Source organism: Dermabacter sp. Marseille-Q3180, from assembly GCF_940792985.1.
GTDB classification, from domain to species: domain Bacteria; phylum Actinomycetota; class Actinomycetes; order Actinomycetales; family Dermabacteraceae; genus Dermabacter; species Dermabacter vaginalis.
Genome location: NZ_CALNWU010000001.1, coordinates 141,424 through 157,225 on the forward strand (window position 1 = coordinate 141,424; position 15,802 = coordinate 157,225).

At 62.5% G+C, this 15,802-nt stretch carries 14 protein-coding genes; 9 read left to right on the plus strand and 5 right to left on the minus strand.

Going from position 1 to position 15,802, the window contains the following annotated elements; genetic code table 11:
* Positions 1-60: 60 nt before the first annotated feature.
* On the minus strand, positions 61-750 hold the full coding sequence (gene lipB / locus NBW56_RS00695) for a lipoyl(octanoyl) transferase LipB (RefSeq protein WP_074296814.1): 690 nt from the start codon (positions 748-750) through the stop codon (positions 61-63).
* 250 nt (positions 751-1,000) lie between these two features.
* Between lipB and NBW56_RS00700 the strand changes: the two genes are divergently transcribed.
* Positions 1,001-2,101 (plus strand): hypothetical protein, encoded by a 1,101-nt coding sequence (locus NBW56_RS00700; protein ID WP_250257607.1) that lies wholly within the window; start codon positions 1,001-1,003, stop codon positions 2,099-2,101.
* 62 nt (positions 2,102-2,163) lie between these two features.
* On the opposite strand, the gene sucB is transcribed toward NBW56_RS00700, so the two are convergent.
* From sucB to NBW56_RS00715, 3 genes are all read right to left on the minus strand, one after another.
* On the minus strand, positions 2,164-3,849 hold the full coding sequence (gene sucB / locus NBW56_RS00705) for a 2-oxoglutarate dehydrogenase, E2 component, dihydrolipoamide succinyltransferase (protein WP_250257608.1): 1,686 nt from the start codon (positions 3,847-3,849) through the stop codon (positions 2,164-2,166).
* Positions 3,850-3,867: 18 nt separating this feature from the next.
* Positions 3,868-5,277: a dihydrolipoyl dehydrogenase gene (gene lpdA, locus NBW56_RS00710; RefSeq protein ID WP_250257609.1), complete on the minus strand. Its 1,410-nt coding sequence runs from the start codon at positions 5,275-5,277 to the stop codon at positions 3,868-3,870.
* Positions 5,278-5,511: 234 nt separating this feature from the next.
* Entirely contained in the window at positions 5,512-6,981 is a 1,470-nt protein-coding gene (locus tag NBW56_RS00715; protein ID WP_250257610.1) for a leucyl aminopeptidase, read from the minus strand.
* Positions 6,982-7,027: 46 nt separating this feature from the next.
* Here NBW56_RS00715 and NBW56_RS00720 point away from each other — a divergent pair, with 46 nt between their 5' ends.
* The 8 genes from NBW56_RS00720 (at position 7,028) to NBW56_RS00755 (ending at position 15,301) form a co-directional block, all read left to right on the plus strand.
* The gene (locus NBW56_RS00720; protein WP_250257611.1) at positions 7,028-7,375 is read left to right on the plus strand and encodes a hypothetical protein; all 348 of its coding nucleotides are present in this window, start codon (positions 7,028-7,030) and stop codon (positions 7,373-7,375) included.
* Positions 7,376-7,455: 80 nt separating this feature from the next.
* Positions 7,456-7,815, plus strand: a complete 360-nt coding sequence (locus NBW56_RS00725) for a hypothetical protein (protein WP_250257612.1) — start codon at positions 7,456-7,458, stop codon at positions 7,813-7,815.
* Between the two features lie 4 nt (positions 7,816-7,819).
* Complete coding sequence (locus tag NBW56_RS00730; RefSeq protein WP_250257613.1) at positions 7,820-9,208, plus strand: replication-associated recombination protein A; 1,389 nt, start codon at positions 7,820-7,822, stop codon at positions 9,206-9,208.
* Positions 9,209-9,348: 140 nt separating this feature from the next.
* The gene (rpsD, locus tag NBW56_RS00735) at positions 9,349-9,972 is read left to right on the plus strand and encodes a 30S ribosomal protein S4 (RefSeq protein WP_126845948.1); all 624 of its coding nucleotides are present in this window, start codon (positions 9,349-9,351) and stop codon (positions 9,970-9,972) included.
* Positions 9,973-10,110: 138 nt separating this feature from the next.
* A complete protein-coding gene (gene alaS / locus NBW56_RS00740; protein ID WP_250257614.1) occupies positions 10,111-12,795 on the plus strand; it encodes an alanine--tRNA ligase in 2,685 nt (894 codons plus the stop codon).
* Positions 12,792-13,271 (plus strand): Holliday junction resolvase RuvX, encoded by a 480-nt coding sequence (gene ruvX, locus NBW56_RS00745; RefSeq protein ID WP_250257615.1) that lies wholly within the window; start codon positions 12,792-12,794, stop codon positions 13,269-13,271. The genes alaS and ruvX overlap by 4 nt, the downstream gene beginning before the upstream one ends.
* A gap of 9 nt (positions 13,272-13,280) precedes the next feature.
* The gene (gene mltG / locus NBW56_RS00750) at positions 13,281-14,429 is read left to right on the plus strand and encodes an endolytic transglycosylase MltG (RefSeq protein ID WP_250257616.1); all 1,149 of its coding nucleotides are present in this window, start codon (positions 13,281-13,283) and stop codon (positions 14,427-14,429) included.
* On the plus strand, positions 14,411-15,301 hold the full coding sequence (locus tag NBW56_RS00755; RefSeq protein WP_250257617.1) for a shikimate dehydrogenase family protein: 891 nt from the start codon (positions 14,411-14,413) through the stop codon (positions 15,299-15,301). The genes mltG and NBW56_RS00755 overlap by 19 nt, the downstream gene beginning before the upstream one ends.
* Here the strand turns inward: NBW56_RS00755 and NBW56_RS00760 are convergent.
* On the minus strand, positions 15,298-15,762 hold the full coding sequence (locus NBW56_RS00760; RefSeq protein ID WP_250257618.1) for a tRNA (cytidine(34)-2'-O)-methyltransferase: 465 nt from the start codon (positions 15,760-15,762) through the stop codon (positions 15,298-15,300). The two genes, NBW56_RS00755 and NBW56_RS00760, sit on opposite strands and share 4 nt — an antisense overlap.
* Positions 15,763-15,802: the final 40 nt, after the last annotated feature.

The following is a 15,802-nucleotide window of genomic DNA, read 5'->3' on the forward strand; positions in this document are numbered from 1 at the left end:
AGTAGGCGTTGCTGCCAACTCCCGCACAGCGCTCATGCGATCTCGGCGGGTGGTGATTGTTTACTCGAGGCCGCGTTCGGCTTCGAGTTCCTTCATGGCGTCTTCGACATCAGCGAGCACATCCTTCGGGCGCACTGTACGGCCGCTTTCAACGGAAAGTGAGGTCACACCTGCGTCGTCGATTCCGCACGGGATCACGTTCATGGCCCACGAAAGGTCATTCTCGCAGTTCAGTGCGAAACCATGCATCGTGCAGCGCTTGGCGACGCGCAGCCCAATTGCGCACACTTTTCGGTCCATCCCGAGCTCATCGAGGACCCACACGCCGCTTCGCCCTTCAACGGGAGCCGTAGGGACGCCAGCCTTGGAGCACACGCCCATGATGGCCCGTTCGATGCCCCGTACGAAGCCCACGACATCGATGGGGGCAGGAAGCTTGACGATCGGGTAGCCCACGAGCTGACCAGGACCGTGCCAGGTGATCTTGCCACCCCGATCGACATCAATCACGGGGGCGCCGTCACGTGGACGCTCGACCTCGAGGGTGCGCCGACCAGCGGTATAGACCGGCTGATGCTCGAGAAGGAGAAGCGTATTTGGGCGCTCGCCCGCAATCACCTCCGCGTGGATCTGTTTTTGCACATCCCACGCAGCGTTGTAGTCAACGGGACCGGGCGGAAGATTGAAATCTTCGTGAGCGGATTCAATCCCGGAATCTTCGGAAAAAGCGAGGTGAATAATGTCGAGCACCTCACCATGCTAGTGGTCGACGTGGATAGGGAAAAGTTTCCGCGGGCGAGTGCACACGTTTGACGAGCGGGTTATCCACAATTTCGGATCAGCCCTGGGATTGGCATCGTCAAAGGGCTGAAATGATCTCATGAGACTTGACACCTCGCGCCTGACATTAGTTTTTGGCACAGGGCTTCAGCCCGTTCGACTGGTCCGCTCGGAAAATGGCCGGCAAGTGTGGCAGGCCCGGGATCACAGGGGCCGACGCTTGACGCTCGTCCGTGCTCGCACACTTCGCGCGGTGAAGCAGGTGCGGCGCGAGATCGCGCTGCTTCGAGCCCTCGAAGCGGGCAATATTTCGGCGGTTCCTTCGCTTAAATGGCGCGGCCTCGCAGCCTATGCGTTTGCGGAGGGGCCCAGTGCACTTGCGCCGCCACGCGGCAAAAGGGCCGCGCGGAGTGCGAACACGCGAAGTGGCGGAACGGTGGCGGAAATGGCGTCGGACCTCGCGGTTCTCCTGAAAGCACTGCATTCGCGAAACCTCACGCTCGGCCTCCCCGGGTTTCGCGGGCTCGAACTTTCGCCGCGCGGCCGTGTCGTCGTCACGGACTTTTCGCATGTAGCGCAGCTGAGTCCGGTGAAAAAGCGCGGTGATGAGCAATGGCTTGCGCGCCTCACAAGTGGTGCGGGAACCTACCGCTACGCGCAGCGCAAAGCTGAAGAGTTGGAGGGGTGGACATGGGAGGCTGGGAGTGAGGCCCCGGCAGCCGTATGCCCTACTCCATCCGGGCGGGGCGTGCCGGCTGGCGCTGCTCCGCGGCAGCGCAAGGGAAAGCCCGGGCGAAACCGCCCCCGAACGCGTAGCAAGCGCTCTTTGACGTTCGTCGCGGTGGCAGCGCTCGCGTGCACGGTTCTCGTAGGCGGAGCCATGAGGGCTTCCACCCCTCAACTGGCACCCTCCGAGGCGGCTGCGGTCGCCGCTGAAAGCGACGACCCGGTCACAATCATCACAGCCCTTGCCCACGCCAGGCACCGCTACCTCACCGGAAAGACTGAGCGCAATGACTCAGCGGTTCCTGGAAGTGAAGCGGAACTGGCCGACCGGAAGCTCCGTGCAGCTCTCGAAGGGGTGCAGGTTGAGGGTGGTGAAGTGCGCGTTCTCGAAGCACACACTCTCGAACAGAGCGAGAATGATGCGCGCGTGCGCGCTCGGCTCAAGGACACCCCCGCGCGCATGGGCGAAGGCGTGCACTCTCTGGAACTTGACCAAAGTAGGCCCTATGAAGTTGACATCCGCCTTGAGCGCATCGCGGGGTCGTGGCGGATCGCCTCCACGACGCCCGTCGGTGAGGGAGGGGAGAGCGCTTAAGAAAAACCCGGGCCGGGCTTTCTCGCGAAAGCACGGCCCGAGCTCTTGTCAGAGGAACTCGGTCAGAGTCCGAGATCCCCCTCGAAGGCGCCGTCCTCGAGGCGCTTCTTCATCGTGGAGAGGAAGCGGGCAGCGTCGCCGCCGTCCACGAGGCGGTGATCGTAGCTGAGGAACAGGTACATCATCGAGCGGATCCCGATCGTCTCATTGCCGTCGGCATCCTTCACGACTGCCGGACGCTTCACGATCGTGCCGCAACCGAGGATGCCCACCTGCGGGTTCGGAACGATCGGCGTATCGAACAGTGCCCCGCCCGATCCGGTGTTGGTGATCGTGAACGTCGCACCCTGCAGGTCATCCGGGGTGAGCTTGTTGCCCTTGGCCTTCGCGCCGAGCTCACCAATCTGGCGAGCGAGTCCCGCAAGGTTGAGATCCCCGGCGTTCTTGATCACCGGAACGACGAGACCGCGCTCGGTGTCCGCCGCCATGCCGATGTTTTCCACACCGTGGTACTTGATCATGTCGCCCGCGATCTCGGCATTGAGCTTCGGATGCGCCTTGAGCGCTTCCACAGCCGCCTGCATGATGAACGGGAGGAACGTGAGCTTCGCACCTTCACGCGCGAGGAAGTCGTTCTTCGCCCGGCCACGAAGAGCCGCAATGCGGGTCATATCGACCTCAACGGCGGTGGTGAGCTGCGCCTGTGTCTGGAGCGACTCGACCATGCGCGAGGCAACGATCTTGCGCAAGCGGGTCATCTTCTCCTCGGTACCGCGCAGAGGCGACACCTCGACCTTGGGGGCTTCCTTCTTCGCGGGAGCCGCGGCGGACGGGGCCGAAGCGGCAGCGGGAGCGGGAGCCTCCGCCTTCTTCTTCGCCTCGATCGCTTCCTGTACATCCTGCTTACGGATACGGCCGCCGATGCCCGAGCCCTTGACCGAGCCGAGATCAATGCCGTTATCCGAAGCAAGCTTTCGCACGATCGGCGTCACGTACGCCTGCGCGTTGCTGCTCGACGAGACGGCCTCGGACGCGGAAGCCGCGGGCGCCGCGCTCTCTTCGGCCTTCGGAGCGGCCTCGGCCGGCTTTACAGCGGGAGCGGAAGGTGCCGGGGCATCGCCAGCTGGGGCGCCCGAGCCGATGACGGCGATCGGAGCACCGACCTCAGCTTCCTCATCCTCCTGCACAAGGATCTTCTGGAGCGTGCCTGCGATAGGCGAGGGAACCTCGGTGTCGACCTTGTCGGTCGAGACCTCGAGGAGAGGCTCATCGGCCTCAACCTGTTCGCCAACCTCCTTGAGCCAGCGCACAACGGTGCCCGAATCAACGGATTCACCGAGTGCGGGCATCGTGACCTCTTCGCCCTCGGCGCTACCGGAGTTGCTCGATGAGTCACCGGGCGCTTCGCTTTCACCAACGGGGGCCCCCTGCGTTGTCGAGGGGGCAACCGTAGGATCCGAGGCAAGGTTCTCACCCTCGCTTGGCTCCGCGGAGCTCGATTCAACGCCGGAACCATCGCCGACCACGGCAAGGTCAGCGCCGATCTCGGCGTCCTCATCCTCATTCACGAGAATTTTCTCGAGAACGCCGGCAACGGGGGAGGGGACCTCGGTGTCGACCTTATCGGTCGAGACCTCGAGAAGCGGTTCGTCAACGGCGATTTCCTCGCCAACTTCCTTGAGCCAGCGAACAACGGTGCCCTCGGTGACGGACTCACCGAGCGCGGGCATCTTGACGATTTCAGACATAGGTATCTCTCCTCGTGATCAGGCGTGTGCGTGGAGCGGCTTGCCAGCGAGAGCGAGCGCAGCCTCGCCCATCGCCTCGTTCTGGGTGGGGTGGGCGTGGATGAGCGAAGCAACATCCTCGGGCTCCGCCTCCCAGTTGACGATGAGCTGTGCCTCGCCGATCTGCTCCGACAGGCGTGCACCGATCATGTGGACACCGACGATCGGGCCGTCCTTCTCACGCACGAGCTTGATGAAGCCCTGAGTGCCGAGGATCTGGGACTTTCCGTTGCCGCCGAGGTTGTAGTCGTAGGTCGCGACGTTGTCGTCGCCGAACTTCTCTTTTGCCTGCTTTTCGGTGAGCCCCACCGAGCCGATGTTCGGCTCGCAGTAGGTGACGCGCGGGATGCCCGACTCGTCGATCGGCTGGGGGTTGAGACCCGCGATCTGTTCGGCCACGAAGATGCCCTGCTGGAAGCCGCGGTGAGCGAGTTGGAGGCCCGGAACGATGTCGCCCACGGCGTAGATACCGGGAACGTTCGTTTCGAGGGTGTCCTTGTTGGCGAGCACGAATCCGCGATCCATCTCGATGCCCTGCTCTTCGTAGCCGAGCCCCTTCGTCTGCGGGCCGCGGCCAACAGCGACGAGGAGGTAGTCACCTTCGTAGGTCTTGCCGTTGGCGAGCGTGACCTTGACGCCAGTCTCGGTCTGCTCAGCCTTCTCGAAGAACACGCCGAGCGAGTAGGCGATCTTACGCTTCTTGAACGCGCGCTCGAGATTCTTAGAAATTGCCTCGTCCTCGTTAGCAACGAGGTGGGGGAGGCCTTCGATGATCGTGACCGATTCAGCGCCGAGCGACTTCCACACGGAAGCGAACTCGACGCCGATCACGCCGCCGCCAAGAATGATCGGGTTCTTCGGAACTTCGGGGAGCTGAAGAGCGACCTCGGAGTCAATGATGCGGCCGCCGAGTTCGAGGCCCGGGAGGGTCTTGGAGAAGGAACCCGAGGCGAGGATGATGTTCTCACCCGTGAGGGTCTGCTTCGAGCCGTCTTCCGCCTCAACCTCGACAGTGTTCTTACCCGTAAGGCGGCCGAAACCGTTGACGAGGGTCGCACCGGAGGAACCCACGAGGCCCTGGAGGCCTTTGTAGAGGCGCCCGATGACTTTGTTCTTGAAGTCGAGCATCTTCTCGGTGTTGATCGCGGAGGCGGTCATCTCAATACCCACGGCCTTCGCTTCGGCGGGGGTGTCGGCAATCTCGCCTACGTGAAGCAGCGCCTTGGTGGGCACGCAGCCGCGGTGGAGGCACGTGCCGCCGAGCTTGTCTTTCTCGACAAGGGCAACGCTCTTTCCAAGCTGGGTGGCGCGCAGCGCGGCCGCGTAGCCGCCGCTGCCACCTCCCAGAATCACGATGTCGAACTTCTGGTCTGTGGAGGTATCCGCCACGTTCAGCTCCCTAACTGTTGAGGATTGGGGGCATGTCGCCGAAGGTCCCGGCCTCGAACGCTAAGCCAGCCGGTGCGGCATGCACGCCCATTATCGTAAGACACGCCCCTGGATGTCGCCGTGGGCCGACCGTAAGTGGGGCCAGAGTGTGGGAAAACCCCCAACTCCGCCCGCGGGTGCGGGGCAAAAGCGGGGGCTTTCCGACGGTCGCTGCGCGTGAAGTGCGCAACCTTTTTACTTGGCGACTTCGCGCTCAATTACTTCGACGAGCGTGCGCATACTCATGCCGGTGCCGCCGATGTTGTTGTAGCCGAAAGGCTTCTGCGTGAAAGCGGGGCCAGCGATGTCGACGTGTGCCCACTTCGTCTCGCCAACAAACTCCTTGAGGAAGATGCCCGCGCTCAGCGCGCCTCCGGGGCGTTCGCCGATGTTGCTGAGGTCGGCCACGCGGCCGTTCAATCCCTCGCGAAGCTCTTCCGGGAAGGGAAGCGGCCACATGGGCTCGCCCGCGGCCTTAGATGCTTCCCACACCTCGTCGCGGGCTTCATCGGTCCCCATGACTCCTGCAGTGCGGTTGCCAAGGGCGACGATCGCCGCCCCCGTGAGTGTCGCGACGTCGATCAGGAGGTCGGGCTCAAGCGCCGCGGCATCCACGAGTGCGTCGGCCATGACCATGCGGCCCTCGGCGTCGGTGTTCAGCACCTCAACGGTCTTACCGTTGCGCATCGTGACGACATCGCCGGGGCGCTGCGCTCCGCCTCCGGGGAGGTTTTCCGCGAGCGCAAGGAAGGTCGTGACGTTGACGTCGAGCTCAAGGGCTGCAGCGGTGATGGTCGTGGCGAGCACGGTTGCGGCGCCACCCATGTCCATCGTCATCTCGTCCATTCCGGCGCCGGGCTTCAGCGAAATGCCGCCCGAATCGAACGTGATGCCCTTACCTACAAAAGCGACGTGCCGCTTGGCACGCTTCGGTGCGTAAGAAAGTTTGACGAGACGGGGCGGGCGGGTCGAGCCCTGGCCCACGCCCACGATGCCGCCGTAGCCGCCGTCGGCAAGGGCCTTCTCATCGAGAACCTCGACGCTCACGGGAAGCTTCTTCGTGAGATCCTTCGCGCGCTTCGCGAAGGAATCGGGGTAAAGCAGGTTCGGTGGGGTGTTCACGAGATCGCGAACGATGTGCACACCCTCGGCGATTTTCTCGGCGCGGTTTGCGGCTGCTTCGAGAGCTTTGAGTTCCTTTTTATCGGCCACGGCAAGAACGATCTCCTCGACGGGCTTTTGATCGTCCTTGAGGTCGCTCTTGTGGGAAACGAATGCGTAGGCGCCGAGAGCTGCGCCCTCGAGAGCGGCGGCGATGTGAGCTTCGGAGGCGGCCGGGAATGCGAGCGCGATGCTCTTGTGGCCGGTGAGCGTGCGCGAGGCGGCACCAAAGGCGTAGCGCACAGCCTCGCACGTCACGTCTTCCAGTGCTTCGGCGCCGAGGCCAACGCCCACGATCGCGTGGGCGCGATAGCCGGCGGGAGCCGGGATTGTCGTGAGCGCACCTTTGGCGCCCTCGGCCTTGACGGCCGTGAAGGATTCCTCAAGCGAGGGCAGCCCCACGGGGGTAGCGGGCGCGCCCTTTGCGCCCTTGAGGAGGGGGACCACGAGTACAACGGTCGTGATCGAATCAACGTTGCTGATGCTCATTTTTATATGTGCCATGCGTTTATCGTAGGGGAGTCAGTCAAGTTTGAGGTGGGAGCGGCGCATGCTGGTCGTTTTATACGTCGTGGCGGCGCTCGTCACTGCGCTTGGCGCGCTCTACGTGATCAAGGACCTTGCCGCTGATCTCGTGCTTATGGGCGCTTCACTGCTTCTGTCGTGTGTATGGCTCATTGGTGCTGGTGCGTGGCTGCTCGCTCCGATCGGTCCCACCGATGCGGTGATTTTTTGGGGCTACGTCGCGACTGCTGCGGCTTTGCCGATCGCAGGTGTCTACATTTCGTTCCTCGAACGCACCAAGTGGGGATCATTCGCGATCGCCGCGATAGCGCTCACATGTGTATTTCTCGCCTATCGTCTTCCACAAATCTGGCCCGCGGGGTTCGCGCAGTGACGAGGTCAAAGGCGAGTGGTGCGCCGGAGACGGGAGAGGTCTCTCGTGGGTTTCGCACGGCCCTCTTCGTGGTTTATGGCGTGTTTGCCGTATCAGCTACAGCCCGTGCGCTCGTTCAATCGATTCGCGATTTTTCCGAGGCCCCGCTCGCCTTTTCACTGAGCATTTTTGCTGCGCTTACCTATGTGGCGATTGCCGTTCTTCTCATGAGGAAAACCCCGCACTGGGGCGCAATAATGAGCCTCGTCGGTGTAGAGCTCGCGGGCGTGCTCGCGGTGGGATCCTTGAGCTTTGCGAAGCCCGAGTGGTTCCCCAAGGCCACCGTGTGGTCGCACTTCGGCGAGGGGTACGGGTACGTTCCGCTTGTGTTGCCGTTCGTGGCGGGCATCTCCGTTCTGGTTGCCCGTCGCCGCGAATCCCGTCGCGCCTCGTTACGCTAGAGACGTGGATGACGATCTCTTTTCCCTCAAACCTGGAGTCGAGGCTCCGAAAACTCTTGCGGACCGCAATGTCGATCACCGCGCGCCGCTAGCCGCGCGCATGCGGCCGCGCACGTTGGAGGAGATCGTCGGGCAAAGAAACGCCCTTGCCGATGGTTCGCCTTTGTATCGGCTCGTGGGGGAGGACGATTCGCATACCGCCCCGAGCTCAATCATTTTGTGGGGCCCTCCGGGCACCGGAAAAACAACCATCGCGTACGCGGTCGCGCGCGAGGGCAATCGTGAATTTGTGGAAGTGTCTGCTGTTCTCGCTGGTGTTAAGGACATTCGCGCCGTGGTGGATGCCGCGCGGTCCCGCTTGCGCACGACCGGCCGCGAAACGATCCTTTTCGTTGACGAGGTTCATCGCTTCAACAAGTCTCAACAGGATGCCCTTTTGCCGTCGGTCGAAAACCGCTGGGTGACCCTGGTCGCCGCGACCACGGAAAACCCGTATTTTTCGATCATCACTCCGCTTATTTCGCGGTCGATTGTGCTCACTCTCGATGCCCTTGGAGCCGAAGAAATCGATGCCCTTTTGACACGCGCACTAACCGAAGAACGCGGGCTCGGCGGCTCGGTTGCACTTGATGAAGATGCGCGTGAGGCTCTCGTACGGCTCAGCGGTGGTGATGCCCGCAAGTCGCTTACGGCTCTCGAAGCGGCTGCTGCGTCGGCACTCACAACGCCCGAAAAGCGCATCACTGGCGACATTCTTGCCCACGCCATCAATCGCTCGATGCTGACGTATGACCGCGAAGGCGATCAGCACTACGACGTCGTTAGCGCTTTCATTAAATCAATGAGGGGAAGCGATCCCGACGCGGCGTTGCATTACCTCGCGCGCATGATCGAGTCAGGCGAGGATCCTCGCTTCATCGCGCGTCGCGTCGTGATTGCCGCGAGCGAAGAGGTCGGCATGGCCGATCCGACGGCCCTCCAGGTCGCCGTTTCCGCGATGCAAGCCGTTCAGATGATCGGTATGCCCGAGGGGCGCATTCCTCTCGCGCAAGCGGTCGTGCATATCGCGACGGCACCGAAGTCGAACGCGAGCTATGCGGGCATCAATCGCGCGATTGACGACGTGAGGCACGGCAAAGGGCGTTCGGTTCCCGCGCATTTGCGCGACGGGCACTACAAGGGAGCGGAGAAGCTCGGGCACGGCGTGGGATACGTGTATGCGCACGATGAGCCTCGCGGTGTGGCGCGGCAGCAGTACGCTCCCGATGACCTCGTGGGCGTGAACTACTACGAACCGACCGATCGGGGATTTGAAGGGCGAGTAAAGAGCTCGCTGGCGATTCTGCGCTCGCTCACACGGGGCACGGGAGGGTCCGGGAGGTCCGACGACTGAGATGCGGTGAGCGATCCCACAGCGGCACGGCGCACTCAAGCCTTCTCCACGCTTGAGGTGGGGGCCTAAGCCCGGTAAAGTGTTGCGCTGAATCCGCGGCTGCCAAATGGATTCATCGCATCGAAATTGAGGTAACTTACGTGACCAGTGTCACCAAAGCACGTCGTACTGCACGCCTTTCGCGTGCACTCGGTCTTGCGCTTACCCCGAAGGCCGTCAAGTACTTCGAGAAGCGCCCCTACCCGCCGGGCCAGCACGGTCGTGGCCGCCGTTCGAACTCGGACTACGCGGTTCGTCTGACCGAAAAGCAGCGCCTGCGCGCTCAGTACCAGCTTCGTGAGAAGCAGCTTCACCGCGCCTACGTAGAGGCGAAGAAGCTCCCGGGTCTGACCGGTGAGTCGATGGTTGAGCTCCTCGAGACTCGCCTCGACGCGCTCGTTCTTCGCGCGGGCTTCGCCCGTACGATCCTCCAGGCTCGCCAGTTCGTCTCGCACCGCCACGTTCTCGTGGACGGCGAGATCGTCAACATCCCCTCGTACCGCGTGCAGCCCGGCCAGACCATCCAGGTCAAGCCGAAGTCGCAGACTCTCGAAGCTTTCGCGGATGCCGCTGAGGGTGCGAACTCCGACGTTCAGGCGTCGGTTCCTTCGTACCTCTCGGTGCAGCTCGAGGAACTTAAGGCTCAGCTCGTTGCTCGCCCGAAGCGCTCCGAGGTCCCCGTGACCTGCGACGTGGCGCTCGTCGTCGAGTACTACGCTCGCTGATATCTTTATGAAGGAGGCCTCACGGCCTTCGTCTCAGGCGGCCCCGACCAGTACGAGAACGTATACTTGGTCGGGGCCTCCTGTAGTTAAAACGCCCAGCCAGTCCGTGCCCGCGAGGGCTGAGGGAAGGAAGAATCCATGCAGACAGCCGAGGTCTCGCGCCGCTGGCTCGACTTCTTCAAGAACAAGCACCACGAGATCGTTCCGAGTGACTCACTCGTCTCGTCGGATCCATCGATCCTTTTTACCGTCGCCGGCATGGTGCCGTTCATTCCCTACATCGTTGGCACCGACGAGGCGCCCTGGCCGCGCGCGGCCAGCGTGCAAAAGTGCATCCGCACGAACGACATCGATAACGTCGGCAAAACCACCCGCCACGGCACGTTTTTCCAAATGGCGGGCAACTTCAGCTTCGGCGATTACTTCAAGGAAGGCGCGATCGATTTTGCGTGGGAGCTTCTCACGACCAGCGTCGACGAAGGCGGCTACGGCCTTGACGGTGACCGCATGTGGGTCACGCTTTGGGAAAACGACGCCGAAGCGTTCGACCACCTGACGCGAGTGATCGGTATCGATCCGAAGCACATCGTGCGACTTCCAAAGGAAGAAAACTTCTGGTCGACTGGCCAGCCGGGACCCGCGGGCCCGTGTGCCGAATGGCACTACGACCGTGGACCCGAGTTCGGGCCGGAAGCCGAAGGCGGCAACGTGGATCCGGGTGGTGATCGCTACCTTGAGATTTGGAACCTCGTTTTCGACCAGTTCATGCGCGGCGAGGGCAGCGGAAAGGACTACCCGCTTCTCGGGGAACTTGACCGCAAGGCGATTGATACGGGCCTTGGCGTCGAGCGCCTCGCTTATCTTTTGCAAGGCAAGAGCAATATGTACGAGACCGACCAGGTCTTCCCTGTGATCGCGCATGCCCAGGAACTCACTGGCCGCCGCTACGGCACTGGCGATGAGGAAAGCGACGTGCGCATGCGCGTCGTCGCTGATCACGTTCGCAGTGCGATGATGCTCGCTTCCGATGGCGTGCGCCCGGGAAACGAGGGGCGCGGATACGTCATGCGCCGACTCATTCGCCGCGCTGTGCGCTCGATGCGCCTTCTCGGTTTTGACAAGCAAGCGATGCCCGAGCTGCTGCCGGTATCGAAGAACGCCATGGTCGCCTCCTATCCCGTTCTTGAGGAGAAGTTCGCGGCGATCGAAGATGTGCTCTACACGGAGGAGGAGGCTTTCCGCCGCACCCTGTCTCACGGCACGCAGATTTTCGAGGGCCTCAGCTCCAATCTCAAGAAGAGCGGCTCCGATCTCCTCGCGGGCGAAGATGCCTTTACTCTCCACGACACCTATGGTTTTCCCATTGACCTCACTCTGGAAATGGCGGAAGAGGCTGGTCTGCGCGTTGATGAAGCCGGTTTCCGCGCCGCCATGCAGGAGCAGCGTGAGCGTGCCCGCGCCGATGCGCAGGCAAAGAAAGCCGGCCACACGGATACGGCGCTTTTCCACGACATTGTGAATGCGCATGGTCTTACCCGTTTCGTGGGCTACACGGACGACACGGTCTCGACGACAGTGGGTTCGATCCTCGTGAATGGCGCTCTCACCGAACAGGTGAGCGCGCCCGCAGATATCGAGATCGTTCTTGCCGATACTCCGTTCTACGCCGAGATGGGCGGACAGCTTGCCGATCAGGGCACCATTAGTCTCGCCGGAGGCGGCATCATCGAAGTTGACGATGTCCAGGCGCCCGTGAAGGGCCTTTCGGTTCACCGCGGCCGCCTCATCGAGGGGAGCGCCCGCGCCGGCGAGGCGGCGGTTGCGCGCATCGACACCGAGCGCCGCGGTGCCATCGCGCGCGCCCACACGGCGACCCACATGGTGCACCAGGCTCTTCGCGAGGAGCTCGGCGACGGCGCGACCCAGGCCGGTTCGGAAAACTCGCCCGGTCGCATGCGTTTCGACTTCCGCTACGGCCAGGCCGTACCTCAGAGCTCCCTCGCACAGGTCGAAGGCAAGGTCAATCAGATGCTTCAGCAGAACCTTGACGTCACCGACGCGCAAATGCCCATCGATGAGGCGAAGGCTCTTGGCGCTCAGGCGCTCTTCGGTGAGAAGTATGGCGATATCGTCCGTGTCGTGTCGATTGGCGGCGACTGGTCTCGCGAACTGTGCGGCGGCACTCACGTCCCGATTACGGGCAGCCTCGGCTCGGTTCAGCTCGTGTCGGAATCATCTATCGGTTCAGGCGTGCGCCGCGTGGATGCACTCGTGGGCGAAAGTGCGTACAAGTTCCACTCGAAAGAGCACGCGCTCGTGTCGCAACTCGCGGAAATTCTCAAGGTGGGTGCGGAGGATATTCCCGAGCGCGTTCAGGCGCTCACAAAGCGCGTGAAGGAGATGGAAAAGAACCTCCAGCAGATGCGCGGCCAGCAGCTCCAAGCTCAAGCGAGCTCGCTCGTCCAATCTGCGGCAGTCGTGTCGGGTGTTCGCGTCCTTGTTCACGATGCAGGCGAGGGCGTCGCCGCTGGAGACCTGCGTACTCTCGCCACCGATTTGCGCGCAAGGCTTGGCGAGGCCGAGGCGAGTGTGGTGGCGCTTGCAGGGGAGTCCGACGGTCGCGCGGCTCTCGTCGTGGCCACCAATGCCGCGGCGCGCGAAGCTGGCCTCAAGGCAGGCACGCTCTTGCGTGACGCTGCCGCTGTGATGAACGGCCGCGGAGGCGGCAAAGATGATCTCGCGCAGGGCGGTGGCGGCGACCCCGCGCTCGTGTCTGCCGCGCTCGAGTCGATCACGACCGCGCTTCGTGACCGCGCCTCATGAGTCGTCGCTTTGTGCGCATCGGCGTCGACGTGGGTGATGCCCGCGTCGGCGTCGCTCGAAGCGATGCCGACGGCCTACTCGCGACCCCCGTGGTGACCCTTCCGCGGGAGGACTCCGCGGCTCGGTTACAGGAATTGATCGTCGAACTCGGTGCAGAACGCCTGTACGTGGGAAAGCCTCGCCTCTTGAGCGGGAAAAACGGTTCGGCCGTCGAGAAAGCCAATGCTTTCATTGCGGAACTCGCCGAACTCGAGCCCCTCGCGGAAGAACCCGACTACGACGTGTACCTTGTAGACGAGCGCATGAGCACCGTGAGTGCGCACCGTGCCCTGAGCGATTCCGGCCGCAAGCATCGCAAGCATAGACCGGTGATCGATCAGGTCGCTGCGGTCATGATTTTGCAGACCGCCCTTGACTTTGAACGCGCGCGCGGCGCAGCGGCCGGAGAGCCGTGGATCCCAGACGATTCCCACTAAGGAGTATTTGTGCCAGATTCTTCACTTGAGGACCTGCTGGGTTCGTCAGGCGAAAGTCAGTCTCGATCGGGGCATGGCAAGCGTCGGAACGCAAAGCCGAGCAAACTCAAACGTTTCCTGCCCGCCTTTGTGGTGGTCGTGGTGCTCGCAGCGCTCATCGGCGGTGGATACTTTGCCTACTCGTGGGTTTCACACAACGTGAATGTGGCGAGCGCGTCGAAGGATTTTGATGGCCAAGGTAAGGGCGACGTCGAGATCGTCGTCAACAGTGGTGATACCGGTTCAGACATCGCGAGCACGCTCGTCGACGCCGGAGTGATCAAGACTAAAGGCCCGTTTGTGACGGCGTTCTCGGCGAGCCAGGATGCTTCGAGCATCACTCCCGGCACGTACAAGCTTCGAAAAGAGATGAGCGGAGCCTCTGCCCTGCGCTTACTTCTTGACCCCGCTAGTCGCGTGGGCATTCGTGTGACGTTCCCCGAAGGACTTACCGCCCACAAGATGTACGAGCGTTTGAGCGAAGCCACGGGGTTGCCCGTCGAGGACTTTGAAAAGGCGGGCGCTGACTACGAGGCGCGCGGTGTTCCACGTAATCCGGCGAAGTCGATCGAGGGATACTTGTGGCCCGGTACATATGACTTCCACGAGGGAGATTCCGCCGAAGACATTCTCGATGAGATGGTCTCGCGCATGACAACCGAACTTGAGAAGAAGGGCATCCCGAAAGAGAAGTGGCACGAGACCCTCACGATCGCCTCGATTGCGGAGAAGGAAGCTCGCAACCCTGACGACTACGGCAAGGTCGTGCGAACGCTTGAGAATCGCCTCGCTGGCGTGGGAGAAGCAGGCGGAAGGCCCATGAACCTCCAGCTGGATTCGACCGTGGCCTACTTTACGAAGAGCGAAACGATTTCGACGACCCCCGAGCAGCGTGCGACCGATTCGCCCTACAACACTTATAAGCACCCCGGGCTTCCCGTGGGGCCGATCGCCAACCCCGGCGAAGCCACACTCGATGCCGTGGAGAACCCTCCAGAGGGGCCGTGGCTGTACTGGGTGACGGTCAATACCGACACCGGCGAAACGAAGTTTGCGAGCACCAAAGCCGAGCATGATAAGAACGTGCGGGAGTGGCGCGAATGGGCGAAAAACAAGTAGGCGAGAGCGGGCGGCGATTTGCCGTGATCGGCGATCCCATTGCGCATTCTCTCTCGCCCGAACTGCACGCGGCGGCGTATCGCGCGCTCGGAATTGAAGGCGCGAGCTACGAACGAATCCACGTGCCTCGCGGCGAATTCGCGAAGTTCGTGCACGAAACGCTCCCGACGCTCGATGGCGTGAGTGTCACCATGCCGCACAAGGCTCACGCTCACGACCTCGCCGTGGCGCATGGCCCGCACGCGGAGCTCGGCATCGCGAACACCTTGATCCCTCTCGGCTCCGGCCACTCGCGCCGCTACGCAGCCTTCAATACCGACATCGCAGGTATCACCGGAGCACTCGCAACGGTCGGCATCGGCGCTCTCGAGAGTGCGACACTGCTCGGATCAGGGGCGACGGCGCTTTCGCTTGCGACGGCCCTGTGCGAGTCCGGTTGCACGCGCTTCACACTCCTCGCCCGCTCACGCGAAAAGCTCGCCGCACTCGAAGGACTCGTCGCGCGGTACGGAGCACAAGTTCACATAGGGGAGTGGGAGCGACCCGAACTGAGCTTCCACTCCGACATCGTGGCGAGCGCGCTCGCACTTGACGGTGCCGAAGCCTTCGCCGAACGCGTTTTCCACAAAATGCACGATGTTGCGCGGGTACCGTCGGCCTTTTTTGACGCCCTGTATTTTCCCGATCCCACCCCCCTGACGCGCATTCGAGACGCGCTTTGCCGTGAACGAGCAGTGCACGAAGAGCCCGCGTTCGCGACCGGCGCCCACATGCTCGCGCATCAAGCTGCGAGACAGGTCGAGCTCATGTGCGGTGTTGAGCATGCACCTGCCGAGGTCATGTACGAGGCCGTCTTTGGGCAGGAGCTCTAGAGCGCTCCCGTGTAACCAAGCTGTCGCCACGCTTCATACACCGCAATGGACGCGGAGTTCGCGAGGTTGAGCGAGCGTCGTCCCTCGAGCATGGGAATCCGAACCGATTTCGTGATGCGTGGGTGGTCGAGAACCCACCGGGGTAGGCCCGTGTCCTCGCGACCGAAGAGGAGAACGTCGGTGTCTTCGTAATGCACGTTTTGAAAGTGGGCATTGCTGTGCCCCGTGAAGGCGAAAATGCGAGAGTCGGGAAGCGCCTCGAGCGCGTGATCGAAACTTTCGTGCACAGTCATGACGGCGAGGTCGTGATAGTCAAGGCCGGCGCGCTTGAGGTGAGAGTCATCGAAGTTGAAGCCGAGAGGCTCGATGAGGTGCAAGGGCGCACCTGTCACAGCAGACAGGCGTATGGCGTTACCGGTGTTGCCGGGGATGAGCGGCTCAAAAAACATGATGTGGGGCATGGATTCGAGTCTCTCACGTTGCGCATCCAGGCACCGTAGA